Here is a 25,842-nt window from a genome sequence, read left to right as displayed (position 1 = left end):
ATGTCAAAACAGGACGCCTATATCGCGTTGATGTGCAGTCTTCCGGGGTCGGAGCGCTTGTTTGTTGCCAAACAGCCTCCGCTTTCGCGTATCAGGCTCGAGCGTCGGTTGACGGCTTTGACAGCGGATGATGCCAAGGTCCTGAATGTGCTGGAACACACACTAAGCTGGAGCGCGTATGACATGGATGTCACAGACGTTCAGGCGATCCAGCGCTGTAAACAGGCGTTGAAGGACATCCCACAGCCCACCTTGCGCAAACTCTTCATGGAACGCATGGAACTCCGCTCGGTCATTGCGGCACTGCGCCTGAGAAAACGAGGAGAGCCCGCGCCTTCAGGCCCATTCGGCGTCGGACGATGGAGCCGCCACATTCCAGCCCACTGGACCGATCCTACATTTGGGCTGGATACGCCCATGCCGTGGTTGAAAGAGGCGCACCAATTGCTCGAAGACGAAGATCCGCTTGGACTGGAACGTCTGCTTTTGTCGATCAGCCAAAAGCAACTCAAGCGACACGCGGCCCGCCATATGTTCGATTTCGAGGCGGTCGCAATCTACGTCCTAATCTGGAACATTTTTGACCGCTGGGCACAAAGCAGCGCCACCGAAGCGGCCAAGCGATTTGAGAAACTGGCGCAGCAGGCCATGGCCGATGTCGCCGATATCGATTTTGAGGGAGCAAGCGTATGACAGCCCCAACCTCAGCTAAGCAAACCTCGACCGCGCGGGTCGTCTCGGTTCAGGAAGGGCTTGTGCAAATACAAGCCAACCCGGATGCGACCGGTCAGCCCGGCCAATTGGTCAAAAACGAAGTGGTATTCATCCTGCCATCGCGCCCCGGTCCCGGTGGGCGTCAGGAACGTCTGAAAGCCGAGGTGTTGCGTGTGCGTGGAGATACCGCAGACGTACAGGTCTATGAAAGTACCGACGGTGTGGCCGTTGGCGATCCGGTTGAGCAATCGGGTCAGTTGCTGTCGGTTGAGCTGGGGCCGGGACTATTGGGGCAGGTGTTTGACGGGTTGCAATCGCCTCTGCCCAAAGTGGCCGCCGAATTTGGCACCTTCCTGCCGCGCGGTGCAGATGTGGCACCCTTGGATGAACTGGCGAAATGGTCCTTCACGCCTTCGGTCAAAGTTGGCGACACAGTAACCGCCGGGGATAGTATCGGGACAGTGCCCGAAGGCCACTTCAGCCACAAGATCATGCTGCCGTTCAATTGGTCCGGCACGTACAAGGTGGTCTGGGTACAAAAAGGCGCGGCCACGATCCATGACATTGTGGCCCGTCTGGAAGACGAAAACGGGGGCGAGCATACTCTGACCCTGTCGCAGAAATGGCCGGTTCGACGGCCATTGCCGGAAAACATCCTGAAACGCATCTTGTCCGAGCGCCTGTATCCGACCGAGCCTGTTCTGACTTCGCAACGTCTGATCGACACCTTCTTCCCGATTGCCCGCGGCGGAACCGCCTGTATTCCCGGACCGTTCGGGGCAGGCAAGACCGTGCTACAAAACCTGATCGCGCGGAACGCAAAGGTCGATATCGTGATCGTTGTGGCCTGCGGTGAACGGGCAGGGGAGGTGGTGGAAACCATCGAAGAGTTCCCGAAGATGACCGATCCAACCACGGGCGGCAGCCTGATGGACAGAACGATCATCATCTGTAACACCTCATCCATGCCGGTTGCAGCGCGCGAGGCATCTATCTTCACCGGCATTACCTTGGGCGAATACTATCGCCAGATGGGCTATGACGTATTGCTGATCGCCGACAGCACCAGCCGCTGGGCGCAAGCCATGCGGGAAACATCAGGCAAGCTTGAGGAAATTCCCGGCGAGGAAGGGTTCCCTGCCTACCTGGAAAGCTCTATCAAAGGGTTGTACGAACGCGCAGGGGCCCTGAAAACCAATGACGGTGATCTGGGCAGCCTGACGCTGATCGGAACGGTTTCACCTGCGGGCGGCAACTTTGACGAGCCGGTGACCCAATCCACCCTGTCGACGGTCAAGTGCTTCCTCGGCCTGTCGTCCGAGCGTGCCTACAAACGCTTTTATCCGGCGGTTGACCCGATGCTCAGTTGGTCTCGGTACACCGACCAGTTGTCGGATTGGTACGACAGGAACGCCGAACCGGGCTGGTCGGATAAAGTGCGCGACCTGATCGCCCTGATCGAAAAGGGCGAACAAGTTGACCAGATGATGCAGGTCACGGGGGAAGAGGGTGTCACGATCGAAGACTTTGTCACCCAGCAAAAAGCGCTGTTTGTTGACATGGTCTATCTGCAGCAGGACGCCTTCGACAAGGTTGATGCGACCGTACCGCTGGAGCGGCAGAAAATGACGTTCAAGCTTGTCTATGATGTCACACAGTCTACGGCGGCCTTCTCGGACAAAGCCGAAGTACGGCAGGTGTTCACGCAGCTGACCGGGCTGATGAAGAACTTCCATTATGCAGCGGAAAACACACCGGAATACAAATCGATCTGGACTCAGATCGAAGACCTGTGTCGCGAAAAGTTCGGAAGTTAGCGAAGGAAATGGCAGCCCGTAGGGGAATCGAACCCCTCTTTCCAGGTTGAAAACCTGGCGTCCTAACCGATAGACGAACGGGCCATTTGGTAGTGGCACAAGCACAAGTGGCAGCCCGTAGGGGAATCGAACCCCTCTTTCCAGGTTGAAAACCTGGCGTCCTAACCGATAGACGAACGGGCCACGCTGGCTTGTGGAGGGCCTTTTACGGTTTCACCGTGACCCCCGCAAGCGGAAAAATGCAGGGATGTGAAAGTTTTTTGGGCCTCTGACGCAGAGCGTCAATTGGCCTCTGCCGCATCCTCCAGCCGAAGTTGTACGGATTGTCGCCCACCCCATGTGTTCACCTCAAGCCGACCCGCAAAATGAAAGCGTGCACCGCCGTGATTTGACAATTTCTCGCCCATCGGGCCGTCAAAGGCACCAAAGGCAATTGCGTCCAGGCCACCACCCATTCCATCGGCCAGTGAAAGCTTCAGATGGGTTTCCCCCACTCGTTTGGCAAAGCGCACCTGCAGGTCTGGCAAAGCATAGCGTGGGGCAGGGGCGCTGGCCCCAAATGGCCCCGCCTGTTCAACCTGTTCTATCAGATCAACGGTTGCCGCACCGGGCATAAGCGCGCCGTCCAGCTTCAGATCGGCTGGGCCGCCCTGACCGGCACCCTGCTTGGCCAGCAACTCGCTCAAGCGCTCCATTGCGGGTTCAAGCTTGTCGCGCATCACGGTAAGACCAGCGGCCATCTTGTGACCGCCCCCTTTGACCAGCAGTCCTTCGGCGGCAAGGCGCTGGATTGAGGCCCCCAGATCAGCGCCCGAAACCGACCGGCCCGAGCCTTTGCCTTCATCTCCATCAAAGCCAATCACGATAGCAGGGCGGTTGGCAGTTTCTTTCAGGCGCGAGGCTACGATCCCGACCACACCGGGGTGCCAGCCTTCGCCAGCCGCCCACACCAATGGCGCGTCTAGGCCGCGGTGTTCGGCCTGTTCCACAGCAGCGGCGCGCACCGCGTTTTCAATGTCCCTACGTTCGGTATTCAAGGCGTCCAGACGTTCGGACAAAGCTTGCGCTTCGTGCAGGGACTCCGTGCTTAGCAACCGCGCGCCCAGATCGGCCTGACCGATCCGCCCGCCTGCGTTCACACGGGGACCCAGCAGAAATCCAAGATGATAACTGTTCGGCGCGGTGTCCATGCGCGAAACATCGGACAGGGCCACAAGGCCGGGGCGCTGTCGCTGCGCCATCACTTTCAACCCCTGCCGAACCAGAGCGCGATTGGCGTCGATCAAAGGTGCAACGTCAGCCACAGTGGCCAGCGCCACCAGATCCAGCATCGACATCAGATCCGGCCCCTTTACGCCTGTTTGACGCAATTGGCGCCCGGCTTCGACCAGCATCAGAAACACAACGCCCGCAGCACACAGATAGCCAAGATCGCCGCTTTCGTCCTGACGGTTGGGGTTCACGACAGCGACGCAATCTGGCAGCGTCTCACCTCCAAGGTGATGATCCAGAACGATCACGTCTGCACCCTTGGCCGCTGCGATCGGATCATGGCTAAGCGTCCCGCAATCGACGCATATGATCAAGTCATGCGCCGCTGCCAGTTCCCGCATGGCATGCACGTTGGGGCCGTATCCTTCATCGATCCGGTCGGGCACATATAGCGTTGCCTGCAATCCCATCTGGCGCAACCAGACCAGCAGCAACGCGGCGGAACTGCCGCCGTCGACATCATAATCTGCAAACACTGCGATCTTCTGGCGATGCCGAACGGCGTCCAGAAAGCGTGCCGCTGCAATCTCCATGTCTTTCATCGCGCGCGGGTCGGGCAACAATTCCTTGAGCTTGGGATCCAGAAAGCCGCGTGCCTCCATCGCGGGCACGCCGCGTCGGGCCAGAACCTGGCACACCGCGCGTGGCAGATCGGTCTGTTGCGCCATCATCTCGGCAGCGCGCTCTACCTCGGCGCTGGGACCAACCCAACGCCGCCCTGTCAATGATTGCTCTACCCCAAGAAAACTCATCTCTCGCCTCTTATGCGCCAAGGCCGGACCCTTGCGGACCCGGCCTTTTCATCTTTTCAAAAATACTCTCGCCGAAGGCAACGGCGCAAGCCGTTACGCCTTGTCGTGCGGCCAGGTGGGCGTGCGGTAAGACATGCGGCGCACGGACCCGGTTTTTGACCGCATAAGCAACGTTGTGGTTTCAACCCAGCCCGGCTCTCGCTTGATGCGTGGCAGCAGCGAACCGCCTGTGACACCGGTTGCTGCAAAAATCACATCTGCGGTCACCATCTCATCACGTGCATAAACGCGATCCAGATCAGTGATACCAGCCTTGGCGGCGCGGCCACGCTCGTCGTCGTTGCGGAACAACAGGCGACCAAAGATCTGACCGCCCATGCATTTCAGCGCGGCGGCAGCCAGAACGCCTTCGGGCGCACCACCCTGGCCCATGTACATGTCAATGCCGGTCACTTCGCTTTCGGCACAATGCATGACGCCAGCCACGTCACCATCGGTGATGAGGCGGATCGAGGCACCGGTTTCGCGTACTTCGGCGATCATGGCTTCATGGCGCGGACGCTCCAGAATGCAGACGGTGATGTCGGCCGGTTTACAACCTTTGGCCTTTGCCAAAGCTTCGACCCGTTCACGCGGGGACATGTCCAGATTAACCACGCCTTCAGGCAGGCCCGGACCAACGGCCAGCTTGTCCATGTACACATCCGGCGCGTGCAGCATAGACCCACGCGGCCCCATGGCGATCACGGTCAGCGCGTTAGGCATGTCCTTTGCGGTCAGCGTAGTGCCTTCCAGCGGGTCCAGCGCGATGTCTACACCGGGGCCGTTTCCGGTGCCGACTTCTTCACCGATATACAGCATCGGCGCCTCGTCGCGTTCACCTTCACCGATCACCACGACACCGGCAATGTCCAGCAGGTTCAACTGCTCGCGCATGGCGTTTACAGCTGCCTGATCGGCGGCTTTCTCATCGCCGCGCCCCACCAGCGAGGCCGAGGCCAGTGCAGCCTGCTCCGCCACCCTTGCCAGCCCCAGAGACAGCAGGCGGTCGTTGAAATCGGTTTTGGCAGCACTCATTGTTCAGTATCCCTTGGTCAGTAAAGCCGTTTCTTCCGGCATAACGTGCGTTTCATGCAGGCCGCAAGATCAAACCTCTTCAATCCGCAACGCAACAGGCTCACCGGCCACTACATCCGTGTTGCGGAAACCATCCAGCGCGACGTCCAGAGCGGCGCGAGTGGTTTTGTGGGTGACGATCAGCACGGGTGCGGTGCTTTCGGCATGGGCATACTGGCGCATCCGATCGATCGAAACGCCAGCGTCGCCCAAAATGGCGGCCACCTTGGCCAGAGCACCCGGTTTGTCCATTAGGCCCAGCCGCAAATAATATGGCGCAGGCAGACCTGTCACCGCCGGTTTGGCGGCCTCAAGAGATGTGGCAGGGCGGCCAAAGGTCGAGATCTGAAGACCGCGTGCCAGATCGCACACATCCCCCATAACGGCACTGGCCGTCGGGCCTTCACCCGCTCCGGGACCGCGCAACACGACCTGTTCGACCGAGTCTCCTTCGATCACCACCATATTGGTGCCACCCTCCAACTGACCCAGGGGCGAGTCGCTGGGCACGAGGCAGGGTTGCATACGTTGCTCAAGCCCGCGTGCGGTGCGCTGCGCCACGCCCAGCAGTTTGATGCGAAAGCCCATATCCTCGGCCTGATCGATATCGTCCAGGCTGATCTGCTGAATACCTTCAATCTCGATTCCGTCGAAATTCGGCTTGGTGCCAAAAGCGATCGAGGCCAGCAGCGCCAGTTTATGCGCCGCGTCGATGCCCCCCACGTCCAGATTGGGGTCAGCCTCAAGATAGCCCAGTTCGGCGCACTCATCGAACAGTGCATTATACCCCTGACGCTGCGATTGCATCCGGGTCAGGATGTAGTTGCAGGTGCCGTTCATCACGCCCATCACACGCGTAATCTCGTTTCCTGCCAGACCCTCGGTGAGGGATTTGATCACCGGGATGCCACCGGCAACTGCCGCCTCGAACCGGATGACACGACCTGTGGCCTCGGCCTGTTCCGCCAGTTCCTGACCGTGGATGGCCAGCAGTGCTTTGTTGGCCGTGACAACATCCTTGCCTGACGCCAAAGCCGCTTCAACCGAAGCTTTTGCAGGGCCGTTTTCGCCACCCATCAACTCGACATAAACATCGATATCGTCGCGCTTCGCCAAAGCGACCGGATCGGTTTCCCAGGCGTAATCCGACAGGTTCACTCCGCGGTCTTTGTTTGGATCTCGTGCGGATACGGCCACGATCTCAATCGAACGGCCTGTGCGGGCTTTAAGCAGGTCGGCATGGCGGCGCACAATCTTGACGACACCGACGCCGACTGTTCCCAAGCCCGCAATTCCCAGCCGCAGTGCCTGTGTCATGTCGCGTGTCCCTTTCCGCCGGAATCTAACTGAATTCGGATGCTTTTCCGATCAGCGCTGCCTTAGCGGGTTCGGGCCAAGGGTGCAATCCATCAGCGGGTGATTGTGGGGGGAATGCCGTGCTTTAGTTGGTTTGCGCGTTTTGCAGCGCTTCCGCCTTTTGTGCCAAAGCCTCGCTGCGTTGAGTCAGGTCTTCTTCAACCGCCACAGCTTCGCTTACTGGATCAATGGGGGCGCCAAGTGTTTCCTGTAGCGGTACAAGACGCGGGTAGGGGGCTTTTTTAACTGAAGCAGGTTCGCTTCCTTCCAACTCAGGAAAATCCGCGCACCCGGCACAAAGAAAAACAAGAGGAAGTAAAGGCAGCAGTTTCATAGGGCACGCTTTTGGTTTCTCGAGCCCTCTTGTGATGCACGTTTTGATGTCTTCGATCAAGCAGGGTTCTATCTGAACAATTGTTCAGATACTGTGAAGACATGGCACGAACCCAAGGCTCTCATTCTGACATTACCGGCCCCCGCATTCGTAAGGCTGCGCTGCACCTGTTTGCACGTCACGGTTATGCCGCTGTTTCGATGCGGCAGATTGCGAAAGAAGTCGGTGTACAGGCGGGGGCCCTGTACAATTACACACCAGACAAGCAGAGCCTGCTGTACCGTTTGATGCGGGAACATATGCAAGAGCTGCTGTCAGCGTTTCACGATTTGCAAGGTGGCGATGACGCGGAGGAAGCGCTGCGCCAGTTCGTCGGGTTTCACATCCGGTTCCATTTACAACGCCCTGATGAGGTTTTCATTGCCTACATGGAGCTGCGAAACCTTTCGCCCGACAACTTCGCAGAAATTGAGGACCTTCGCCGACAATACGAAAACGCGTTGGAAAACATCCTTCACGCCGGGCAGCAAGCTGGTCAGTTTGCTATACCAGACACCAAGATTGCGACGCTTGCCGTGATTGCGATGTTGAACGGTGTGATGACCTGGTATCGATCCGGTGGCCGATTGTCGCTGGATGAGGTCGAACAGACCTATTGGAACATGGTGCACAAGGCTGTGACGGCCTGACAGGATCAGGCCGCCGATGTGTCAGTGCGCGGGGCGAATGAATGTCCCGTTTCTGAGTTCCCGAAAGGCTTGTTCCAGCTCGGCGCGTGTGTTCATCACGATAGGACCGTGCCACGCGACCGGCTCATCAATCGGGGCGCCTGAGATCAACAAGAACCGAACGCCTTCCTCGCCTGCCTGAACCGTGATTTCATCTCCGGTTCCAAAACGGACAAGGGTTCTGTCGCCTGACATGTCGCGGATGTTGACCTCTTGCCCTGCGACCTCTTTCTCTAACAGCACACCTGTTGGCTGCGAGGCGTCGGCAAAGGCGGCCTGCCCCTGAAATACATAAGCGAAGGCCCGGCGGTAGGTGTCGATCCGAAACGTCTTTTTCACACCTGCTGGGATCGAGATGTCCAGGTATTGTGGGTCTGCCGCGATACCATCCACCGGCCCGGTTTTACCCCAGAACTCTCCGACAATTACCCGAACAGTTGTGCCGTCGTCATCGGTGACTTCGGGAATGTCCTTGCTTTGAACATCCTGATAGCGAGGGGCGGTCATCTTCTGATCCGAGGGCAGGTTGCCCCACAATTGGAATCCATGCATCTGCCCCGAGGTGTTTCCGTGCGGCATTTCCTGATGCAAGATACCTGACCCTGCCGTCATCCATTGCACATCGCCAGCACCCAGGGTGCCGGTGTTGCCCAGTGAATCGGAATGCTCGACCGATCCGGCCAGAACATAGGTTATTGTCTCGATCCCGCGATGAGGATGCCAGGGAAACCCGGCCTGATAGTCCTGCGGCCGTTCGTTTCGAAAATCGTCGAACAACAGGAAAGGGTCCAGCTCGGACGGGTCCTGAAACCCGAATGCGCGATGCAGTTTCACGCCGGCCCCTTCCATCGTTGGAATGGCCCTGCGCGTTTCCAATGTAGGTCTGAGAGACATGGCAACCTCCGATTTGTTTGAGCAGCATGTAAACTCTGCGCTTGCGCAGTCAATTCGCGCGGAAAAACCGAACCTGTGCGAATTTGCAGATAAACCAAACCCCTGTTGTTTCCTGCGCAAAGCGGCTAAATCCAGAGGATCGAAACAGGAGATTTCCATGCAGGAAGAAGTGCTGGCAACGATTGAGGCATCTTCGCCCAGACGCTGGGCCGGGGTAGGGATGCTGACGACGGTTGGGGCACTGGTCACATATGTCGCTCTGGCGTCCCCGCCCGAGCCGATATGGCAGGCGTTCCTGTTCGCCGTGGGTGGAGCGTCGCTGTGGCTGGCATATCGTGTCTGGTACGCGACACAGGACCGTATCGAGTTGACCCGTTCGGAACTGCGCACGGGGTCAGGTCAGATCATTGCGAAAGTCGAAGACATCGAAACTGTTGATCGCGGCGTGTTCGCGTTCAAACCGTCAAACGGTTTTCTGGTTCGGATGCGTCACAAAGCATCAAACAAATGGGCGCCGGGCCTGTGGTGGCGACTAGGGCGCAGGGTGGGCGTGGGCGGCATGACAGCTGCCGCCGAAGCCAAGTTCATGTCAGAGGCCCTAGTCTTCCTTCTTACAGATGACCGGGGGTCTCTCTAGGTCACATGCAACCTTGCCGGCAAAGCGGGGGCTTGTGAAGATGAAGTTTTCAAAGGTAATTCCGGTTGCAAAGTCCCAACCCGGTTTGAACATCGGAATATATTCGTTCGATGTTTCCACCAAAATAATCGTGTCTTGGTCGGGCATCGGCGGCAGACGATCTTTGAGTTCTTCGACATTGGTGTCGTCCCAAACCCAATCGTATCCGCGTGCGGTTGACCAGCGCACATCGTGTCGGTCTTCATCTTCTTCGTACCGCAACAATGAGATCCGAACATCCACATCGGAACGGTTGTTGATCATCCGTCCCATCAACTCTTGTAGCGAGTCGATATATATGTCGGTCACTTCCTGTGATTCACGCGAGATCAGGTCGCTGACTGTATAAGCCGCCTTTTGATTCGACGCGCTCTGCCGAAACCCTTCAAATGCTGTGAAAGAGAATGTGACAGTCCAAAGCAACAGAGGGAAGATCATCAGGGCTTCTACTGTCAGAATGCCGCTTTCATCTTCCTTGAAGGCTTGGACGCGTTTTTTCACGTTTCGCATGACAGACATGGCTTTACCGTGGCTCCTGTACGAATGCCGTCGTCGCAGTCAAAGAGTAATGACCGGATTCGTCGGGGACTTCACGCGCGATGACAGACGTCTTGAATACGGGGTCAACACGGAGGCAGGCGCGAAGGATCATCAACTCGTTTGATTCACCGCTGTCGAACTTAAACTCATGCAGCGGGTTAACCTCTTCCGTGCTATCGGTGCAGTCTGGTTTTTCAGGAAGATTTATTCCTACGAACGCGTTCTGCCTGATCATTTCCAAACGCAGGTTCGCCTCGCAGTTCTGGATGCCAGAAATTTCACAGATCCGGATTTTAATGACGTCATGATCCCATTTTGTACCAGTGTTCAGTCGAATGTCCCGAACCACCCTATCTACGCCTTGTTCCAGAGCGCCGTGTTGCGTGGTGATAACGTTCATTTCCGCCCCAATCCCCAAAAACGCCAGGAAGAAGGGAACGATCATAACAAATTCGATCGTCGCGTTTCCGGTCTCTGATCGCTTGAAGAAGCTAAGTTTTGACTTGGTCTTACGGATCATTGGGTCAGCCTCAGTTTGCGGATAGAGGACGCGATCGATGCAAACGCCTTTTCCAGGTTCAGCCCGCTTACGTTGTAAACATGACTATCCGAGCTGGCGCAGGACTTGATGGTGTTCAGGCCGTTGGTCGGTGCCTCGAACGCAATGCCGTAAATGATGACACCCTCGTCTTTCGCTGCGCCACAAATGCTGGCCGTACGCGTATTTTTTGTGGATGAGCCGACAGATTTCCGAAGGTTCCAATACCAGTTGCTTTCATGGTTGGACTGCCAGTAGTAGTTATTCTTGGCATTCCACCACAGCGAGGCCAGATCGAACAGTTCGGGATAGGTCAGGCGCGTTGCAGTTCCGATCTCTTCGTTCGAGTCGTTCTCATTGGGGGGGTTCCCGAACGGATGCTCCGCAGTGACGTAACTACCGCCGTTTTCTTCGGTATGTTGCATCCAAACCCACCGATCAGGGTTGCGCGCATAACGAACGCTGTATTCGCCTTTCTTGCCATCTGCCCGCTCAAATTCGGGGTTGAACCAGATATCGGTCTGTCCACTGCGGACAGACGAGTCCAGCATGTATTGCGTGGTGTTTTGACCGTCGGTCATGACGATCACGACCTTCAGAACATCCGAGTCGAAGGATTCAGGGCGAACCGAGAATTTCGCAGGCACTTTGCCTTCGGCCGCCAGATCGTTGATCACCGGCTGGAATGTCGGATCCAACATTCCAACACCCCACTTCATACCCACATCAATAGAGGTGTTGCCGCTTGCCGTCAGGGCGTCGATGCGATTGTGCAGATACTCAACGTTGTCCGTAACAGGTGTGATCTCACTGCCATTACGCACTGGACACACATAATAAGCGGGGCTCTGTTCACCATCAGTATACCCACCGTTTACATATGCGCTGCTGTAGCGCCATGGGTCGAAATGAGCGGTGCGTTGGTAAAAGACTGACGGGTCAAGCGTCGCAGAGCTAAATTGACCCGATGTGAAATTCACGCAGTGCGAATAAGCATGTTCCGACGTTACATTGTCGAACTTGCCCAAAATGTCCTGCCCCGCATTGACCTGCGTTGCATAAGGCACAATCGACATTGAAATTTTAGTCTCGCCGGATTCTTCAAGCATCAGCGTGACAAATTCCTTGGCTGCGCTTCGCAGAACTTCGATTTTCGACTTCCCCGCGGTGGCAGACGATCTTGTCATAGACCCAGACATGTCCAGAACCAGAGAAATCTCGACCGAACCGATCGACTCTTCGGCAGTACTTGCCGCTACAATCCCCAGCTCTGTCACAGTACCGAACCGCAGGAAACGCGTTGGCACGACCGCCTCTGCCGTCGCTGACACTGTTCTCGAGCCGAACCCTTCGACAACTGTAATCGTCTTTTCAAGATGGCCCAGACCGGCCTTTTCCATATAGTCTTCGACAACCTGTTGCGGAGGAAGTTTTTGGTCCAGGTCTGCGGCAGCCAGAACGGCACGGTCCAAGGTGGATTGCACGTTGGCGCGATCACGTTCATGAGTCATGATGTCCATGGACATGCCGGTGATCGCAAGCATCAGGATCAGGATGAGTAGAGTGAAGATTGTAAAAGTGCCGTCTTCCCTGTCAACGAACGCGCGCAATTGGGAAGCTTTGCGTTTCGGCATCGAGCCGTCGTTCTGAAGCGAGTGTTTAATCATTTGATGACTCCGCACCGCACGTAGAATTCGTGCGACATAAAAAGAGATTTGGTATAAATTTAGTTTTCAAACATGGCGTGAATTGGGCGAAAAAGGCTTGGTTTTGGCCTTTTTACGCGCAAATCGGCTATAAAACCTGTCGCCCAGACCGATCTGTCAATGAAATGAAAACAATTCGTTAAGGATTCAGTCGGTAGACCGACTCATCCACAGGCGGTGACGTATTTGTTAATGAAATGATGAAAAAAAGTGCAATGTTTGATTGCAGCCTGACGCAACTGGTGCGACAAAAAGTCATGACGTTGCGTCTGGTATCGATACGGAGGATTGTATGACCGGCATCAAAGAACCCAGCTTTCGTGAGAGTGTTGACTTGATGTTCAATAGGGCGGCGTCCCTGATGGACCTACCGCCGGGGCTGGAGCAAAAGATCCGGGTTTGCAACGCGACCTACACCGTACGATTTGGTGTGCGGCTCAGGGGGGAAATCCATACCTTCACCGGATACCGTTCTGTGCATTCCGAACATATGGAGCCTGTCAAAGGCGGTATCCGCTATGCTTTGGCCGTGAACCAGGACGAAGTTGAAGCGCTGGCTGCGCTGATGACCTATAAGTGCGCGCTGGTTGAGACGCCGTTTGGCGGATCGAAAGGCGGTTTGTGCATTGATCCCAGAAAGTACGAAGAACATGAGATGGAGCAGATCACCCGACGCTTTGCCTATGAACTGGCCAAGCGTGACCTGATCAACCCGTCTCAGAACGTCCCGGCCCCCGATATGGGAACGGGTGAACGAGAAATGGCATGGATGGCCGACCAATACGCGCGGATGAACACCACGGACATCAACGCGCGCGCTTGTGTAACGGGTAAGCCTCTGAACGCGGGTGGCATTGCCGGACGGGTTGAGGCAACGGGACGCGGCATCCAATACGCGCTGCGCGAGTTCTTCCGTCATCCGGAAGACGTGCAGAAAGCTGGCCTGTCCGGCAAGCTGGACGGTAAGCGCGTAGTGGTGCAGGGATTGGGTAATGTGGGGTACCACGCGGCCAAGTTCCTCAGCGAACAGGACGGCTCAATCATCGTTGGCATCATCGAATGGGACGGTGCGCTGTACAATCCCGACGGCATCGACGTTGAAGCGGTCCGCCAGTGGATCGTCAAACATGGCGGGGTCAAGGATTACCCCGATGCGACCCACTCGGCCGAAGGTGGAAGCGTGCTGGAAGCGGAATGTGACATCCTGATCCCGGCTGCACTGGAAGGTGTTATCAACTTGTCCAATGCCGAACGGATCAAAGCGCCCTTGATCATCGAAGCCGCAAACGGGCCGGTGACGGCAGGTGCGGATGAAATTCTGCGCAAGAAGGGCACAGTGATCATCCCGGATATGTATGCCAACGCTGGTGGTGTGACCGTTTCTTACTTCGAATGGGTCAAAAACCTCAGCCATATCCGCTTTGGCCGGATGCAGCGGCGACAGGAAGAAGCGCGGCATGAGTTGATCGTGAGCGAATTGGAAAGGCTGGACCGCTATCTTGGCGATGCCTGGACGATGTCGCCTGACTTTAAGACGCAGTATCTGAAAGGGGCTGACGAGTTGGAACTGGTTCGGTCCGGTCTGGATGACACCATGCGCATTGCTTACCAGTCGATGCGCGAGGTCTGGCACAGCCGAGACGATGTAGAGGACCTGCGTACAGCGGCCTATATCGTGGCCATTGACCGCGTGGCGAAAAGCTACCGCGCCAAAGGGCTCTGACGTCAAAACGGGTGGGGCAGGCTGGCTGCCCCACTCTCAAGTTGTTCAGCAGTGCCAGGTGGCAAAAAGGATTATGGCAGCCCGAGACCCAGACAGGTAAGCTGCGCCGAAAGAAACGAATCCGGGAGAACCCCATGTTGCGTATCGCCATCGTCGCGGCCTTGCTTGCCACCCCTTCACTGGCTCAGGACAGCGCCGAGCAAAGCTGTAAATATCAGGCCGATGTGGTGGCCGCGATCCAGAAGGCACGGTTGGACAGGGTAAAAGAGCGCGACGTCGCACAGGCGATTGCGGACAGTTCACCGACCTGGCCCGAGAACTATAATGCGGCGATTCCGCTGATTACGCCCTGGGTTTATGAGCAAAAGATGCGCGATGTGCGCAAGAAGGATCTGGGTGCCGCGTGGTTGGAGCTGTGTCTGCAGCAATAATCCACAGTTACGCCAATTCCTTGTGGATAAGCCCGCGCCGTCCCCTTGGCGCGGGTTTTCATTTCTGGCAGGTTTGACCCATGTCTTTGCCCCCCGGATTTCTGGATGAGTTGCGTACCCGGCTAAGCCTGTCTCAGGTCGTCGGGCGCAAAGTTATGTGGGATCAGCGCAAGTCCAACCAAGGCAAGGGGGATATGTGGGCCCCATGCCCGTTTCACCATGAAAAGACGGCCTCGTTCCACGTCGATGACCAGAAGGGGTTTTATTACTGCTTCGGCTGTCACGCCAAAGGCGACGCAATCAGTTTTGTGAAGGAAACCGAGAATGTCTCATTCATCGAAGCGGTTGAGATTTTGGCGCGTGAGGCCGGGATGCCCATGCCCGCCCGTGATCCCAAAGCGCAGGAAAAGCAGGACCGCCGGTCGCAATTGGCTGATGTGATGGAGCAGGCAGTGCAGTTCTTCCGACTGCAACTCAAAACAGGGGCGGGTGCGCCTGCACGCGATTACTTGACGGGTCGAGGGTTGGACGCGCAAGCGCTGGATCGGTGGGAGATCGGATTTGCCCCGGATGGGTGGCAGGCGCTGTGGGATCATCTGCGCGGCAAGAATGTGGCTGAGGATCTGATCCTTGGGGCAGGGCTGGCCAAGCCGTCCAACAAGGGTAAGAAACCTTATGACACGTTCCGTAACCGGATCATGTTCCCTATCCGCGATCCGCGTGGACGGTGTATCGCGTTTGGTGGGCGGGCGATGGACCCCAATGATAACGCTAAATACCTGAACTCGCCCGAGACCGAGTTGTTCGATAAAGGGCGCAGCCTGTTCAACCATGGCCCTGCGCGGCAGGCGGCGGGCAAAGGGCAGCCTTTGATCGTGGCCGAAGGGTATATGGACGTGATTGCGCTGGCCGAGGCGGGCTTTGGCGCGTCGGTCGCCCCTTTGGGCACGGCAATCACCGAGCATCAGTTGCAATTGCTCTGGCGCGTTTCCAACGAACCGATCATTGCGCTGGATGGTGATACGGCGGGACTGCGTGCTGCGATGCGAGCGGTCGATCTGGCTTTGCCGTTGCTCGAAGCGGGTAAATCACTGCGCTTTGCACTGATGCCCGAAGGCAAGGATCCCGACGATTTGTTGCGGGCAGAAGGGTCTGGGGCTGTGCAATCGGTGCTGGAAAGCGCCATTCCGATGGTCAAACTGCTGTGGCAGCGTGAGACCGAAGGGAAAGTCTTTGACAGCCCCGAGCGCAAGGCGGCGCTGGACAAATCGTTGCGCGACAAGATCAAACTGATCCGCGACCCCTCGATCCGCTCGCATTATGGGCAAGAGATCAAGGATTTGCGCTGGCAGCTATTCCGTCCCCAGCGCCAACCACAGAACCGACAGTGGCAGCCGCGTGGCAAGTGGCAGCCTCCGCAGAGCGCCTCGCCGGGTGCGCGGGCGTCTTTCCTGGCGTCGTCCGAGACCGCTGATATCCAACTGCGCGAGGCGGCCATTCTCGCCATCGCCATCCTAAACCCACAGGTCGTTGTCCAGTTCGAGCACCAGCTTGAAGACATGGAATGCCTCAACCCCGAATACGCTGCCCTGCGAGACGCCATTCTGCGTCACGCGATTGATGATCCGGATCATCTGAAAGACCACATTGTAGATTCTTTGGGGGCTCAGCCCCTTGAAAACCTGCTGGTCCTTCGCCATGTCGCAGTGATCCCCTGTGTGTATAAACCAGGCGACGTTGAAAAGGCCGAGATGACGCTGGCCGAGGAACTCGCAAAGATCAAAGCTCTCCAGGGGTTGGATGCTGAGATAGCCGAAGCGGCGGAGGAATTGTCTGATCTGGCCGATGAGGCGCTGACATATCGGCTGGCGCAAGCCGCCGAAGAGCGCAACCGTACAAGCCGCAGCCAGAACGAAGACAGGGCCGTATTCGACATTGCCGACAACGGTGCGCGAATCAATCGCGACGAGAAAGACGCGTTTAAGGCAATCATGTCCGGTATCAAATTCGAGCGGAAACGCCGGTAAAGTGGTGTTTTCATAAGGCACTGGAAAAGAAAAACGGGTAAACGGGTGGCCGAATCACTTCTACGCGCTAATGATTCGGTTCAAACGAATCACCCATCCCTGCAGGAGCATTGAATGGCCGCCAAAGACACGACCGAAGATCGCAAATCCGAAGAGCAGGAACAGGAAATCTCGCTGGACATGAGCCAGGCCCAGGTCAAGAAGATGATCGCCGAGGCCCGCGAGAAAGGTTACATCACCTACGACCAGCTCAATCAGGTTCTGCCACCAGATCAGGTCAGCTCGGAGCAAATCGAAGACGTTATGTCGATGCTGTCCGAGATGGGCATCAACATCATCGAAGATGAAGAGGCAGAAGAGGAAGAGAACAAAGGCTCGACCGAACTGACCACCACCGATAGCAACCGTGAAGTTGCATTGGCTGGGGCCGCCACAGAAAAACTGGACCGAACAGATGACCCCGTCCGCATGTATCTGCGCGAGATGGGTTCGGTTGAACTGCTGAGCCGCGAGGGCGAAATTGCTATCGCCAAGCGGATTGAAGCGGGTCGGAACACCATGATCCAGGGGCTGTGCGAAAGCCCTCTGACCTTCCAGGCGATCACCATCTGGCATGACGAATTGTTGTCCGAAGACATTCTTCTGCGCGACGTCATCGATCTGGAGGCCACATTTGGCAATCAGATGGACGAAGACGGTGATGTGGAAGAGCCTGTGGTCGACACATCCACAGTGCAGGCAGCCAAGCCCGCAAAGGACACCGGCCCCGAGCTGGATGCTGACGGCAATCCGCTGAACAATGACGATGACGACGATGATGACGATCAGGCCAACATGTCGCTGGCCGCGATGGAAGCGGCGCTGAAGGATCAGGTCCTGACCACGCTTGAACGCATCTCGACCGATTTCTCGATGTTGTCGGAAATGCAGGATAGCCGGATTTCGGCCACTCTGAATGAAGATGGCTCGTTCAGTGAAAAAGACGAAGAAACCTATCAGAAGCTGCGCGCCGAAATCGTTGAGCTGGTGAATGGCCTTCATCTGCACAACAACCGGATCGAAGCGCTGATCGACCAGCTTTATGGTATTAACCGCCGTGTCATGTCTCTGGACAGCGCGATGGTGAAGCTTGCCGATCAGGCCCGTATCAACCGTCGTGAGTTCATCGAAGCCTACCGGGGTCGCGAACTGGATCCGAACTGGTTGTCCGAGATGGCTGAAAAGCCGGGCCGGGGGTGGCAGATGTTCATCGAACGCTCGACGGCTAAGGTCGAAGAACTGCGCAACGATATGGCTCAGGTCGGTCAATATGTCGGTCTGGATATCTCTGAATTCCGCCGCATCGTGCAACAGGTTCAGAAGGGCGAGAAAGAGGCGCGTCAGGCCAAGAAGGAAATGGTCGAGGCCAACCTACGTCTGGTGATCTCGATTGCCAAAAAATACACGAACCGCGGCCTGCAATTCCTTGATCTTATTCAGGAAGGTAACATCGGCTTGATGAAGGCGGTGGACAAGTTCGAATACCGCCGCGGCTATAAGTTCTCGACCTATGCGACTTGGTGGATTCGTCAGGCGATCACGCGGTCTATCGCGGATCAGGCCCGCACGATCCGTATTCCGGTTCACATGATCGAAACGATAAACAAGCTGGTTCGGACCGGTCGTCAGATGCTGCACGAAATCGGACGCGAGCCGACGCCGGAAGAACTGGCAGAAAAGCTGCAAATGCCGCTTGAGAAGGTTCGCAAGGTGATGAAAATCGCCAAAGAACCAATCTCGCTGGAAACGCCAATCGGTGACGAAGAAGACAGCCAGCTGGGCGATTTCATCGAGGACAAGAATGCCGTGCTGCCTCTGGACAGCGCCATTCAAGAGAACCTCAAGGAAACGACCACTCGGGTTCTGGCCTCGCTCACGCCGCGTGAGGAACGGGTTCTGCGGATGCGTTTCGGCATCGGTATGAACACCGACCACACTCTGGAAGAGGTTGGCCAGCAGTTCAGCGTGACCCGCGAACGGATCCGCCAGATCGAGGCGAAGGCACTGCGCAAGTTGAAGCACCCCAGCCGATCTCGAAAGCTACGGTCTTTCCTGGATCAGTAGATACAGAGGCGCCTCACACGAGGCGCCTTTTTCGTTTGGCCATCACATTGGCCTGTTCTCTCATCACATTGGCGGGAATTCACACGGCACGGGCGCTGTCGATTTCTATATCGGTCTTGTCCACTCATGGGACAGGGCCGGGGCGAGGCCTAAGGGCCGATGACCCCCGGTCTTACGTTCGAATGGGATGTTCGACACGGGTTTTGAAGGCGCTTGGTGGCTGCCCTGTCCAGCGTTTGAAGGCGGTTGAGAAGGCGGCCTGATCCGCATACCCCAGCGAAAACGAAATCTCTGACAAGGACATCCGGTTGTTCAGAAAGGTCTGTGCCAAATCACACCTTAGGTCGTCCACGATGTCGCGATAGCTTGTACCTTCTTCTTTCAGGCGGCGGCTAAAGGTTCGCAAGCTCATCCCAAGCTCAGACGCAATGGCTTCGGCCTGCGGTATGGTGCCGGGCAGGGACTTAGTGATCATGCCTTCGGTCCGCGCGCGGATCGAGCGGTTTGGTTTTTCGCATTCGGCCAGCAGGCGTTCACCGTATTCCAGAAGATGTTCACGCAGTTTGGGATCATATGTGGGAACCGGTAGCTCCAGCGCTGAAAGTGGCAGCACGATCTCCATTTTCTCCGAGCCAAAGATCACCGGAAAACCAGCAATCTTTTCAAAGCTTTTGGCTTGATCCCCGACCTTGTGATGAAACCGAATTTCAATCGGTTGCAGGTTGATCTGGGTCAGATTGCGCATTCTTGCCAGTGCGGCGAAGATCAGAAATTCGGTGCGTCGATGGTAGCGTGCAAATCCAGCATCTTTCCAATCCGCTTCCAAAGCTGCAAAGTTGCCTGCGACGCGCAAACTGAGCGCGATAGCCGGGTCAATAATCCCGTGAAACCGTGAAAGGTTCTCCATCACCTGTTTCAGGTCTCTGGAATATTTGCTGATATATGCCGTCACGGTTGAGGCCGAGGTGACCTCAAGCCCGGTGCGGGCCGCAAATGTTATATCTTTGGTGGCGTCACAGGCATACCGGATGAAGAGGGCTTCTTTCTGAATGCTGCATGTCTCAACCGGGGGGGCGATGTCTTGCGGCTTCAGTCCGGTTTGGCCCAGAACAGCCCGAGACATGTTCGCATTGCCGCTGTAGCGATCCAACGCCTGAACAAAGAAATGAAGACGGCCAACATCCACGTCCATCGCAATAACAATACCTTACGATTACAAAACCATAGGCAGCATATCATAGAATTCCGTAAGGCGATTGTGATTTTCGCAGACCCGCGATCGTCGATGGCAGAATCCCGCAAGGAATTGACCAGGCCTCACATGAACATCACGGTCTGAATACCCAGATAAGGCGTGTTGCCGGGTTAGCACCTTCATGGGGATGAGGTCAGAGCCTTCGGAGAAATCACCACTCTCTGCTCAGCGCTCCCCGGCACGCTTCCTTTCGCAGATGTCGCATTGTTCCGAGGCCAAAGATTTGCGACCTTTCTGGAAAAGCGAGGTCTCGGATACCAAAGACGTGCGAGAAAGTGGCTTAAATTCAGAAGGCTACGGCCCGAACCTGATTGTGTTCGACGGCGAATGCGTCCTGTGTTCGTGGTTCTTCAAGTTCATGCTCAGACATGACAAGTTGCGGTGTTTTCAGTTTGCAACTGCGCAATCTCCGCTTGGGCAAAAGCTCTACCAACAGCTGGGTTTGCCGACACGGAACTTTGAAACCAACTTGGTAATCGTCGATGGTGTGGTCTATCAGCATCTGGATGCGTTTGCCGCAGCCATGCGTCAATTGCCGGGAATGTGGAAGCTGTTGTCGATATGCCGCTTCCTGCCCAAAGCGCTGAAAGTTCCCGTATACCGCCTGATAGCACGGAACAGGTACAATCTGTTCGGCAGATCCGGCACATGTCTGATACCGGGTGCCGACGTGAAAGCGCGATTTGCAAGCGACGGCTTTTGATGTCAAGTGACCCGTTTTTGCAAGCTTTGGCCCCCAATCACAGCTTGCCCAATGCGGTTCAGTGGCTGCACAGCACGGAAGGTCAGTATTCAGGCCAATGCGACATCGAGCGGGGCACCGGTTTTCTCACCAAGATCGCGACAAATTTGGCCGGGTTTCCTCCCGGCGGCAAAGACGTTCCTGTATCTGTTACGATAAACAGGATGGGCGAAACCTTAACTTGGACCCGCGACTTTGGTGGCCATTGCACCACTTCGCATCTGGTCTACGACGCAAATCGGAACTGTGTCCGAGAAAAATTCGGGGCGATTTCTATCTGGTTGCGGCCGAGCCTGCAAAACGGCGTGTTGCGCATTGAAATTCTCCGACTGAGCGTATTTGGCGTTCCTTTGCCCGCTTTTGCATTGCCGCGTTCGAACACGCGTGAATGGCAGGACGCGCAAGGCCGGTTCAGGTTCGACGTTTCGGCCAATGCGCCCGGGTTGGGATTGCTGATCCGGTACCAAGGTTGGCTCACACCTGATCACACAATGCGCGGAGCTGGCTGAATTGATCGTGAGGGGCACTGTGCAATTTGCGAAGCTGGACTAACCTAACTGGGACACACAATCAGGGAAGATTTAACGATGAAAATGTTTTCTACACTTGCCGCATTGGCCATAGTTGCCTTCAGTGTTCCCTTGACTGCGGATGCTGCGCGAAACGGGTATCGAACTGAACCGATCAACGCCACAGACTTCGAGGTTATCCCGCGAGGCGATCAGCGTACGGAAGGGTACTGGTGTGCGGCTGCGGATTATGCACGTCGAACCCTGGGACTTGGCTGGATGGACCGGATCTATGTCTTGCGCGGTTATGGGCCCAGTGTCACCACCGGACGCAGAACGGCGATTCAGTTTTCGATCAAGCAACCCCAGTCCGTCGATGTGCAACCCAGCAGCTTTATCTCGTTCGGCTTTCAGCCCGGCAACAGTGAATCTGTACAAGGTGCAAACGCCCAGTGTAATTATCGGCCGTTCTTCAACGACTGATAAACCAACAGGATCGTCACGATGCAGACTGAATTCGTAGTGCACACCCAAGGACCGGGGCTATACGAATTCACGTCTGACGTCCGTCACTGGGTTGATCAGGGGGCTGGTGATGGCGTTCTGACGCTGTTTGTCCGCCATACCTCGTGCTCACTGCTGATCCAGGAAAACGCCGACCCCGAGGTTCAAACCGATCTTCAGGCCTTTTTCGAACGCCTTGTGCCTCCGTCTGACCATCCGGCTATGTCCTATCTGCGCCATACTTATGAAGGGCCGGATGACATGCCAGCACATATCAAGGCAGCACTCATGCCTGTGTCATTGTCGATCCCAGTGTCGAAGGGCCGAATGGTTCTTGGAACCTGGCAGGGGATTTACCTGTTTGAACACCGCACTGCGCCTCATCAAAGACATGTCGCTGCACATTTGGCCTGACCCTTTATCTTGCGGTTGAAAATTCCGACTACCCAAACCCTAGCGGCTGCCCTATAGTTGTGGATAAGTAAGCCGCAGCGCTTACAAAAAGAGGCCGAACATGGGACGAGGAGACGGCGGATGCGCTGCCCGTTTTGCGGAAATATCGACACTCAGGTAAAAGACTCACGTCCGGCAGAGGACCATGTGGCAATTCGCCGACGCCGGTTCTGTCCAGCCTGTGGGGGGCGGTTCACGACGTATGAGCGTGTGCAACTGCGCGATCTGGTGGTGATCAAAACCAACGGTAAGCGCGAGGATTTCGACCGCGACAAGCTGGAGCGTTCGATCCGCATCTCGATGCAGAAACGGCCTGTTGATCCGGAACGGATCGATCAGATGATCTCGGGCATCGTGCGCCGGCTGGAAAGTATGGGCGACACGGATATTCCGTCCAACAAGATCGGTGAGATTGTCATGGAAGCTCTGGCGCGGATCGATACCGTCGCCTATGTTCGCTTTGCGAGTGTGTATAAGAATTTCCAGGCGGCCGATGATTTCGAGGAGTTTGTCCACGAACTGCGACCGCCGCAGCCTCCGACGGACGAGTGAACGAAACAGATAAGCGATTTATGGCGCTGGCCCTGTCTTTAGGGCGGCGCGGTCAAGGGACGTGCTGGCCAAACCCGGCTGTCGGGTGTGTCGTCGTGCGCGAAGGCCGAATAATTGGGCGTGGCTGGACACAGCCCGGGGGGCGTCCTCATGCCGAGACCGAGGCTTTGGCCCAAGCCGGACAGGCTGCGCGTGGCGCCACCGCCTACGTGACACTAGAGCCCTGTTCCCATCATGGAAAAACCCCGCCCTGTGCCGAGGCTTTGATCGCAGCAGGTGTATCTCGTGTTGTTGCTGCCGTTGAGGACAGCGATCCACGCGTGGCCGGACAGGGCTTTGCAATGCTGCGTGAGGCCGGAATTGAGGTTCAAACCGGTATTCTGGCAGAACAAGCAGAACGGGATTTGGAAGGTTTTTTCTTAAAGACCGAACAGGGCAGGCCATTTGTCACCCTCAAACTGGCCAGCAGTTTTGATGGACGGATTGCAACCTCGACAGGGCACAGTCAGTGGATCACCGGGCCACAAGCGCGCCGCGTTGTTCACGCAATGCGGGCACGTCACGATGCGGTCATGGTCGGGGCAGGAACAGCGCGCGCAGATGACCCGTCGCTGACGGTGCGGGACCTAGGTATTGCGCATCAGCCTGTGCGCGTAGTGGTATCGCGCCACATGGACATATCCCTGATGGGGCAGTTGGCGCGCACAGCCTCGAAAACGCCAGTCTGGCTCTGTCATGCGCATCACCCCGATGCCGAGCGTGCACGCGCTTGGGAAGGGCTTGGGGCAAAGCTCATCCCGTGCGCCTTGAAAGACCACCATATCGACGCGCTGGATCTGCTTCAGCAATTGGGGCAGGCCGGTCTGACAAGCGTGTTCTGTGAAGGCGGAGCAGCACTTGCGGCTTCGCTTCTGGCCGAGGATTTGGTGGATGAACTGGTTGGCTTTACGGCCGGTCTGACAATCGGGGCCGACGGGCTTTCATCCGTTGGAACCTTGGGGTTTGAAACACTTGAAGCCGCGCCGCGGTTCGAGCTTATCGAAACGCAGGTTGTGGGGGACGATATCCTGCACCGTTGGCGCAAACCCCCTGCGTAAGTCTAGCGCCAAAAATGAGCATGCGTTGCGAACGCACCCTGGAGTTTTGAAAGCAATCGATTGATCGGACCTGTCGCAGCGGCGTTTCCCTGTGACAGACGCTCGACTGCTACTTCGACAGGGCAGGCTTGACCGGTAACAGGATCGAAATAGCGGGGATAGTCGATCAGCGTGGCGTGGACCAAACCCAACAATGACGGTCTTGCGCCCCGACGGGCTGGAACGACCCCAAGGTCTGTGGTCAAGCCCCACCCGGCATAGAAAGGTGCGCCAAGGGTTGTCACCTTTACCCTGCGCAACAAAGCTTCGAACCCCAAAAGCGAGGTCATTGTCCAAACTTCCTGAACTTGGGTCAGCAACGCAGCGGGATCCGTGTGGGGTACGACAACGTCTGCCAAGACCGTTGCGTCAATCTTGCCTTCACGCAATCCGGCCTCGACGTCGGGATGTGGCTTGTAGATCAGGATCGCGTTTGGGTTGGCGTCGCGAGCAGCTTGCAGCAAATCCATATTGCTGCGCACTGCGCCTGTGCCCAACAGGATCGAAGCATCATCCTCGACCTGTCCGGGAACCAGGATGCGGTGCCCTTCAGGCAAGGTAGGGGCGGGTTGGCCCGTGTTGTACTTGCTCAATCCCTCAGCCAATAGCCGCTCTAGCAGGCGTTCGGCACGCATCTCCTGATCTGGGCGCAGTGTTTCGCGCAGGCTGATCAGGTCCTCCAACCGGCTGGGTTTTGTGGGGTCGTAATAGATGCCGATTTCGTCCGTGACCAATGACAGTGGAGGCACCAGTTCCGCCCCCAATCCGCGCGACCTGAGGAACCCGTCTTCAACCCGCACCGCTCCTTCGGTGTTTCTTGCCTGACTGGCCCAGACCATATGCGGGCGATCTGAGTGTTCTGGCTGCGCGGATGTGAATCTTAGTTTTCCGTGCCGCCCAAAAATCTGCTGCATGTGTTTGCGTTTCCACAGACGCATGCCCGAGGCAGTCCAGCCTTTATGGTCCTGACGCCAGGCGCGGGTTTGAGCTTCAAGCGTGTCCAGCGCCATCTCCAGATCGCAGATCTCGTCCCGGTATGGATCGTACCATGTGGGGTACAGCAGCATAGCTGCAGCGAAAAGTTGCGCGCGGGTCAGGTTGCGTTGGCGACGCGCAATCGGGTTTTCGTCCTGCGTCAGGCCCCAACCAGCATAGAAGGGTTGACCAAACACACGCGGTTTGTGCCCGGCCAGGATGGCTTCGAACCCCAGTTGAGAGGACACTGTATAAACGGCGACAGCACCTTCCAACAGTGGCCAAGGGCTGATCGGGGCGTCGAACAGCGAGATCCGATCTGAAAGATCCTGATCGGTGAAATGCCCTTGGCGATGACCCGCCTGCGTTTCCGGATGTGTCTTGATTAGTATCTGTGCGCCAGGGTTTTCTTCTTGCGCGACAAACAGCATTTCAAGGAAACGAGCCCGGTCCGCTCCGCTGGCTGTGACTGCAGCGTCTCCCACCGTTTGATCGACGACCAGTACGTAGCCGGGATCTGGAGGAGCCTCGTCCAGATCAAATGCGGAATATTTGCTGAGGTGCAATTCCTTGATCCGTTCGATTGCTGCGCGCGCGCGATTGAGCAGAGCGGTGTTGTCCAACGGATCGTTGATCAGAATCTTCTCAAGATCGGACGGTCGTGACGCATCGAAATGCAAGCCCGAGCGATCCAGAAGCAGACCCAGCGGCGGTTCGCCTTCGCGTCCGGGATGCAGTGACCTGAGAAGCGCATCTTCGATGCGCAGAACTGGAACTTCGTGCTTTTCGGCGACCCTCAAGCCTCGATGAGCCGTGGGACTGTTGCCCCAGACGCCCACGCAATCTTCGCTCTGGGGGATGCCCAAACGAATATCAAAGCCAGTCAGAGACAGTATTCTCTTGAGACGCTTTTGCGTCAAAAACCCGCCGTTATAGACAAACAACCGGGTGCGACTGGCCCCGGTTGCTTTGTCGGTGTCAGGTATCAT

24 protein-coding genes and 2 tRNA genes are annotated in these 25,842 nt (G+C 56.6%); 14 read left to right on the top strand and 12 right to left on the bottom strand.

Features of this window, described 5'->3' with window-relative positions:
• The gene (locus tag GS646_RS10325; RefSeq protein ID WP_171182587.1) at nt 1-693 is read left to right on the top strand and encodes a hypothetical protein; all 693 of its coding nucleotides are present in this window, start codon (nt 1-3) and stop codon (nt 691-693) included.
• Nucleotides 690-2,531, top strand: coding sequence for a V-type ATP synthase subunit A (locus GS646_RS10320; RefSeq protein ID WP_171182589.1), 1,842 nt, complete (start codon nt 690-692; stop codon nt 2,529-2,531). The genes GS646_RS10325 and GS646_RS10320 overlap by 4 nt, the downstream gene beginning before the upstream one ends.
• Nucleotides 2,532-2,540: 9 nt before the next feature.
• On the opposite strand, the gene GS646_RS10315 is transcribed toward GS646_RS10320, so the two are convergent.
• The 6 genes from GS646_RS10315 to GS646_RS10290 form a co-directional block, all read right to left on the bottom strand.
• Nucleotides 2,541-2,615 (bottom strand) — tRNA-Glu (locus tag GS646_RS10315).
• A gap of 24 nt (nt 2,616-2,639) precedes the next feature.
• A tRNA-Glu gene (locus GS646_RS10310) sits at nt 2,640-2,714 on the bottom strand.
• A 98-nt stretch (nt 2,715-2,812) separates the two neighbouring features.
• The gene (recJ, locus tag GS646_RS10305) at nt 2,813-4,555 is read right to left on the bottom strand and encodes a single-stranded-DNA-specific exonuclease RecJ (protein WP_171182590.1); all 1,743 of its coding nucleotides are present in this window, start codon (nt 4,553-4,555) and stop codon (nt 2,813-2,815) included.
• Between the two features lie 93 nt (nt 4,556-4,648).
• Nucleotides 4,649-5,632 carry a class II fructose-bisphosphatase gene (gene glpX, locus GS646_RS10300; RefSeq protein WP_171182592.1) on the bottom strand — a complete coding sequence of 328 codons (984 nt, stop codon included), beginning with the start codon at nt 5,630-5,632 and terminating at the stop codon, nt 4,649-4,651.
• Nucleotides 5,633-5,701: 69 nt separating this feature from the next.
• Nucleotides 5,702-6,988 (bottom strand): homoserine dehydrogenase, encoded by a 1,287-nt coding sequence (locus tag GS646_RS10295; RefSeq protein WP_171182594.1) that lies wholly within the window; start codon nt 6,986-6,988, stop codon nt 5,702-5,704.
• Nucleotides 6,989-7,112: 124 nt separating this feature from the next.
• Nucleotides 7,113-7,361 carry a hypothetical protein gene (locus GS646_RS10290; protein ID WP_171182596.1) on the bottom strand — a complete coding sequence of 83 codons (249 nt, stop codon included), beginning with the start codon at nt 7,359-7,361 and terminating at the stop codon, nt 7,113-7,115.
• A 101-nt stretch (nt 7,362-7,462) separates the two neighbouring features.
• Here GS646_RS10290 and GS646_RS10285 point away from each other — a divergent pair, with 101 nt between their 5' ends.
• On the top strand, nt 7,463-8,050 hold the full coding sequence (locus GS646_RS10285; protein WP_171182598.1) for a TetR/AcrR family transcriptional regulator: 588 nt from the start codon (nt 7,463-7,465) through the stop codon (nt 8,048-8,050).
• 21 nt (nt 8,051-8,071) lie between these two features.
• Here GS646_RS10285 and GS646_RS10280 read toward each other — a convergent pair whose 3' ends face one another.
• The gene (locus tag GS646_RS10280) at nt 8,072-8,983 is read right to left on the bottom strand and encodes a pirin family protein (protein ID WP_171182599.1); all 912 of its coding nucleotides are present in this window, start codon (nt 8,981-8,983) and stop codon (nt 8,072-8,074) included.
• A gap of 157 nt (nt 8,984-9,140) precedes the next feature.
• Between GS646_RS10280 and GS646_RS10275 the strand changes: the two genes are divergently transcribed.
• Nucleotides 9,141-9,620: a hypothetical protein gene (locus tag GS646_RS10275; protein WP_171182601.1), complete on the top strand. Its 480-nt coding sequence runs from the start codon at nt 9,141-9,143 to the stop codon at nt 9,618-9,620.
• Here the strand turns inward: GS646_RS10275 and GS646_RS10270 are convergent.
• From GS646_RS10270 to GS646_RS10260, 3 genes are read right to left on the bottom strand one after another with little or no spacing between them, the layout of a single operon-like run.
• On the bottom strand, nt 9,582-10,178 hold the full coding sequence (locus GS646_RS10270) for a TadE/TadG family type IV pilus assembly protein (RefSeq protein ID WP_171182603.1): 597 nt from the start codon (nt 10,176-10,178) through the stop codon (nt 9,582-9,584). The genes GS646_RS10275 and GS646_RS10270 overlap by 39 nt on opposite strands.
• Before the next feature lie 4 nt (nt 10,179-10,182).
• Complete coding sequence (locus tag GS646_RS10265; RefSeq protein ID WP_171182605.1) at nt 10,183-10,719, bottom strand: TadE/TadG family type IV pilus assembly protein; 537 nt, start codon at nt 10,717-10,719, stop codon at nt 10,183-10,185.
• Nucleotides 10,716-12,404, bottom strand: a complete 1,689-nt coding sequence (locus GS646_RS10260) for a pilus assembly protein TadG-related protein (RefSeq protein WP_171182607.1) — start codon at nt 12,402-12,404, stop codon at nt 10,716-10,718. The genes GS646_RS10265 and GS646_RS10260 overlap by 4 nt, the downstream gene beginning before the upstream one ends.
• 331 nt (nt 12,405-12,735) lie before the next feature.
• Here GS646_RS10260 and GS646_RS10255 point away from each other — a divergent pair, with 331 nt between their 5' ends.
• The 4 genes from GS646_RS10255 to rpoD all read left to right on the top strand — a co-directional run bounded on the left by GS646_RS10255 (nt 12,736) and on the right by rpoD (nt 18,727).
• Nucleotides 12,736-14,166, top strand: coding sequence for a Glu/Leu/Phe/Val dehydrogenase (locus GS646_RS10255; RefSeq protein ID WP_171089223.1), 1,431 nt, complete (start codon nt 12,736-12,738; stop codon nt 14,164-14,166).
• 134 nt (nt 14,167-14,300) lie between these two features.
• On the top strand, nt 14,301-14,597 hold the full coding sequence (locus GS646_RS10250) for a hypothetical protein (RefSeq protein WP_171089225.1): 297 nt from the start codon (nt 14,301-14,303) through the stop codon (nt 14,595-14,597).
• Between the two features lie 80 nt (nt 14,598-14,677).
• Nucleotides 14,678-16,624 (top strand): DNA primase, encoded by a 1,947-nt coding sequence (gene dnaG / locus GS646_RS10245; protein ID WP_171182609.1) that lies wholly within the window; start codon nt 14,678-14,680, stop codon nt 16,622-16,624.
• A 114-nt stretch (nt 16,625-16,738) separates the two neighbouring features.
• Entirely contained in the window at nt 16,739-18,727 is a 1,989-nt protein-coding gene (rpoD, locus tag GS646_RS10240) for an RNA polymerase sigma factor RpoD (protein ID WP_171089229.1), read from the top strand.
• A gap of 172 nt (nt 18,728-18,899) precedes the next feature.
• Here the strand turns inward: rpoD and GS646_RS10235 are convergent, their stop codons facing one another.
• A complete protein-coding gene (locus tag GS646_RS10235) occupies nt 18,900-19,919 on the bottom strand; it encodes an AraC family transcriptional regulator (protein WP_171646765.1) in 1,020 nt (339 codons plus the stop codon).
• Nucleotides 19,920-20,205: 286 nt separating this feature from the next.
• Here GS646_RS10235 and GS646_RS10230 point away from each other — a divergent pair, with 286 nt between their 5' ends.
• The 6 genes from GS646_RS10230 to ribD all read left to right on the top strand — a co-directional run bounded on the left by GS646_RS10230 (nt 20,206) and on the right by ribD (nt 23,839).
• The gene (locus GS646_RS10230) at nt 20,206-20,685 is read left to right on the top strand and encodes a thiol-disulfide oxidoreductase DCC family protein (RefSeq protein WP_371732068.1); all 480 of its coding nucleotides are present in this window, start codon (nt 20,206-20,208) and stop codon (nt 20,683-20,685) included.
• Nucleotides 20,685-21,233: a DUF4166 domain-containing protein gene (locus GS646_RS10225; protein ID WP_171182614.1), complete on the top strand. Its 549-nt coding sequence runs from the start codon at nt 20,685-20,687 to the stop codon at nt 21,231-21,233. The genes GS646_RS10230 and GS646_RS10225 overlap by 1 nt, the downstream gene beginning before the upstream one ends.
• Nucleotides 21,234-21,311: 78 nt before the next feature.
• A complete protein-coding gene (locus GS646_RS10220) occupies nt 21,312-21,716 on the top strand; it encodes a hypothetical protein (RefSeq protein ID WP_171182616.1) in 405 nt (134 codons plus the stop codon).
• Nucleotides 21,717-21,737: 21 nt separating this feature from the next.
• Nucleotides 21,738-22,151 (top strand): secondary thiamine-phosphate synthase enzyme YjbQ, encoded by a 414-nt coding sequence (locus tag GS646_RS10215; protein ID WP_171182618.1) that lies wholly within the window; start codon nt 21,738-21,740, stop codon nt 22,149-22,151.
• 120 nt (nt 22,152-22,271) lie between these two features.
• Nucleotides 22,272-22,742 (top strand): transcriptional regulator NrdR, encoded by a 471-nt coding sequence (gene nrdR / locus GS646_RS10210; protein WP_050602693.1) that lies wholly within the window; start codon nt 22,272-22,274, stop codon nt 22,740-22,742.
• On the top strand, nt 22,739-23,839 hold the full coding sequence (gene ribD, locus GS646_RS10205; protein WP_171182620.1) for a bifunctional diaminohydroxyphosphoribosylaminopyrimidine deaminase/5-amino-6-(5-phosphoribosylamino)uracil reductase RibD: 1,101 nt from the start codon (nt 22,739-22,741) through the stop codon (nt 23,837-23,839). The genes nrdR and ribD overlap by 4 nt, the downstream gene beginning before the upstream one ends.
• Before the next feature lie 2 nt (nt 23,840-23,841).
• On the opposite strand, the gene GS646_RS10200 is transcribed toward ribD, so the two are convergent.
• Nucleotides 23,842-25,842: a capsular polysaccharide biosynthesis protein gene (locus GS646_RS10200; protein ID WP_171182622.1), complete on the bottom strand. Its 2,001-nt coding sequence runs from the start codon at nt 25,840-25,842 to the stop codon at nt 23,842-23,844.

This window comes from Ruegeria sp. HKCCD4315 (assembly GCF_013112245.1).
Lineage (GTDB): Bacteria > Pseudomonadota > Alphaproteobacteria > Rhodobacterales > Rhodobacteraceae > Ruegeria.
This window is presented reverse-complemented; position numbering and strand designations above follow the sequence as displayed.

Coding starts and splice junctions, on each gene's coding strand:
- GS646_RS10325 (WP_171182587.1), top strand. CDS start 1: ATGTCAAAACAGGACGCCTATATCGCGTTGATGTGCAGTCTTCCGGGG.
- GS646_RS10320 (WP_171182589.1), top strand. CDS start 690: ATGACAGCCCCAACCTCAGCTAAGCAAACCTCGACCGCGCGGGTCGTC.
- recJ (WP_171182590.1), bottom strand. CDS start 4,555: ATGAGTTTTCTTGGGGTAGAGCAATCATTGACAGGGCGGCGTTGGGTT.
- glpX (WP_171182592.1), bottom strand. CDS start 5,632: ATGAGTGCTGCCAAAACCGATTTCAACGACCGCCTGCTGTCTCTGGGG.
- GS646_RS10295 (WP_171182594.1), bottom strand. CDS start 6,988: ATGACACAGGCACTGCGGCTGGGAATTGCGGGCTTGGGAACAGTCGGC.
- GS646_RS10290 (WP_171182596.1), bottom strand. CDS start 7,361: ATGAAACTGCTGCCTTTACTTCCTCTTGTTTTTCTTTGTGCCGGGTGC.
- GS646_RS10285 (WP_171182598.1), top strand. CDS start 7,463: ATGGCACGAACCCAAGGCTCTCATTCTGACATTACCGGCCCCCGCATT.
- GS646_RS10280 (WP_171182599.1), bottom strand. CDS start 8,983: ATGTCTCTCAGACCTACATTGGAAACGCGCAGGGCCATTCCAACGATG.
- GS646_RS10275 (WP_171182601.1), top strand. CDS start 9,141: ATGCAGGAAGAAGTGCTGGCAACGATTGAGGCATCTTCGCCCAGACGC.
- GS646_RS10270 (WP_171182603.1), bottom strand. CDS start 10,178: ATGTCTGTCATGCGAAACGTGAAAAAACGCGTCCAAGCCTTCAAGGAA.
- GS646_RS10265 (WP_171182605.1), bottom strand. CDS start 10,719: ATGATCCGTAAGACCAAGTCAAAACTTAGCTTCTTCAAGCGATCAGAG.
- GS646_RS10260 (WP_171182607.1), bottom strand. CDS start 12,404: ATGATTAAACACTCGCTTCAGAACGACGGCTCGATGCCGAAACGCAAA.
- GS646_RS10255 (WP_171089223.1), top strand. CDS start 12,736: ATGACCGGCATCAAAGAACCCAGCTTTCGTGAGAGTGTTGACTTGATG.
- GS646_RS10250 (WP_171089225.1), top strand. CDS start 14,301: ATGTTGCGTATCGCCATCGTCGCGGCCTTGCTTGCCACCCCTTCACTG.
- dnaG (WP_171182609.1), top strand. CDS start 14,678: ATGTCTTTGCCCCCCGGATTTCTGGATGAGTTGCGTACCCGGCTAAGC.
- rpoD (WP_171089229.1), top strand. CDS start 16,739: ATGGCCGCCAAAGACACGACCGAAGATCGCAAATCCGAAGAGCAGGAA.
- GS646_RS10235 (WP_171646765.1), bottom strand. CDS start 19,919: ATGGACGTGGATGTTGGCCGTCTTCATTTCTTTGTTCAGGCGTTGGAT.
- GS646_RS10225 (WP_171182614.1), top strand. CDS start 20,685: ATGTCAAGTGACCCGTTTTTGCAAGCTTTGGCCCCCAATCACAGCTTG.
- GS646_RS10220 (WP_171182616.1), top strand. CDS start 21,312: ATGAAAATGTTTTCTACACTTGCCGCATTGGCCATAGTTGCCTTCAGT.
- GS646_RS10215 (WP_171182618.1), top strand. CDS start 21,738: ATGCAGACTGAATTCGTAGTGCACACCCAAGGACCGGGGCTATACGAA.
- nrdR (WP_050602693.1), top strand. CDS start 22,272: ATGCGCTGCCCGTTTTGCGGAAATATCGACACTCAGGTAAAAGACTCA.
- GS646_RS10200 (WP_171182622.1), bottom strand. CDS start 25,842: ATGATACCTGACACCGACAAAGCAACCGGGGCCAGTCGCACCCGGTTG.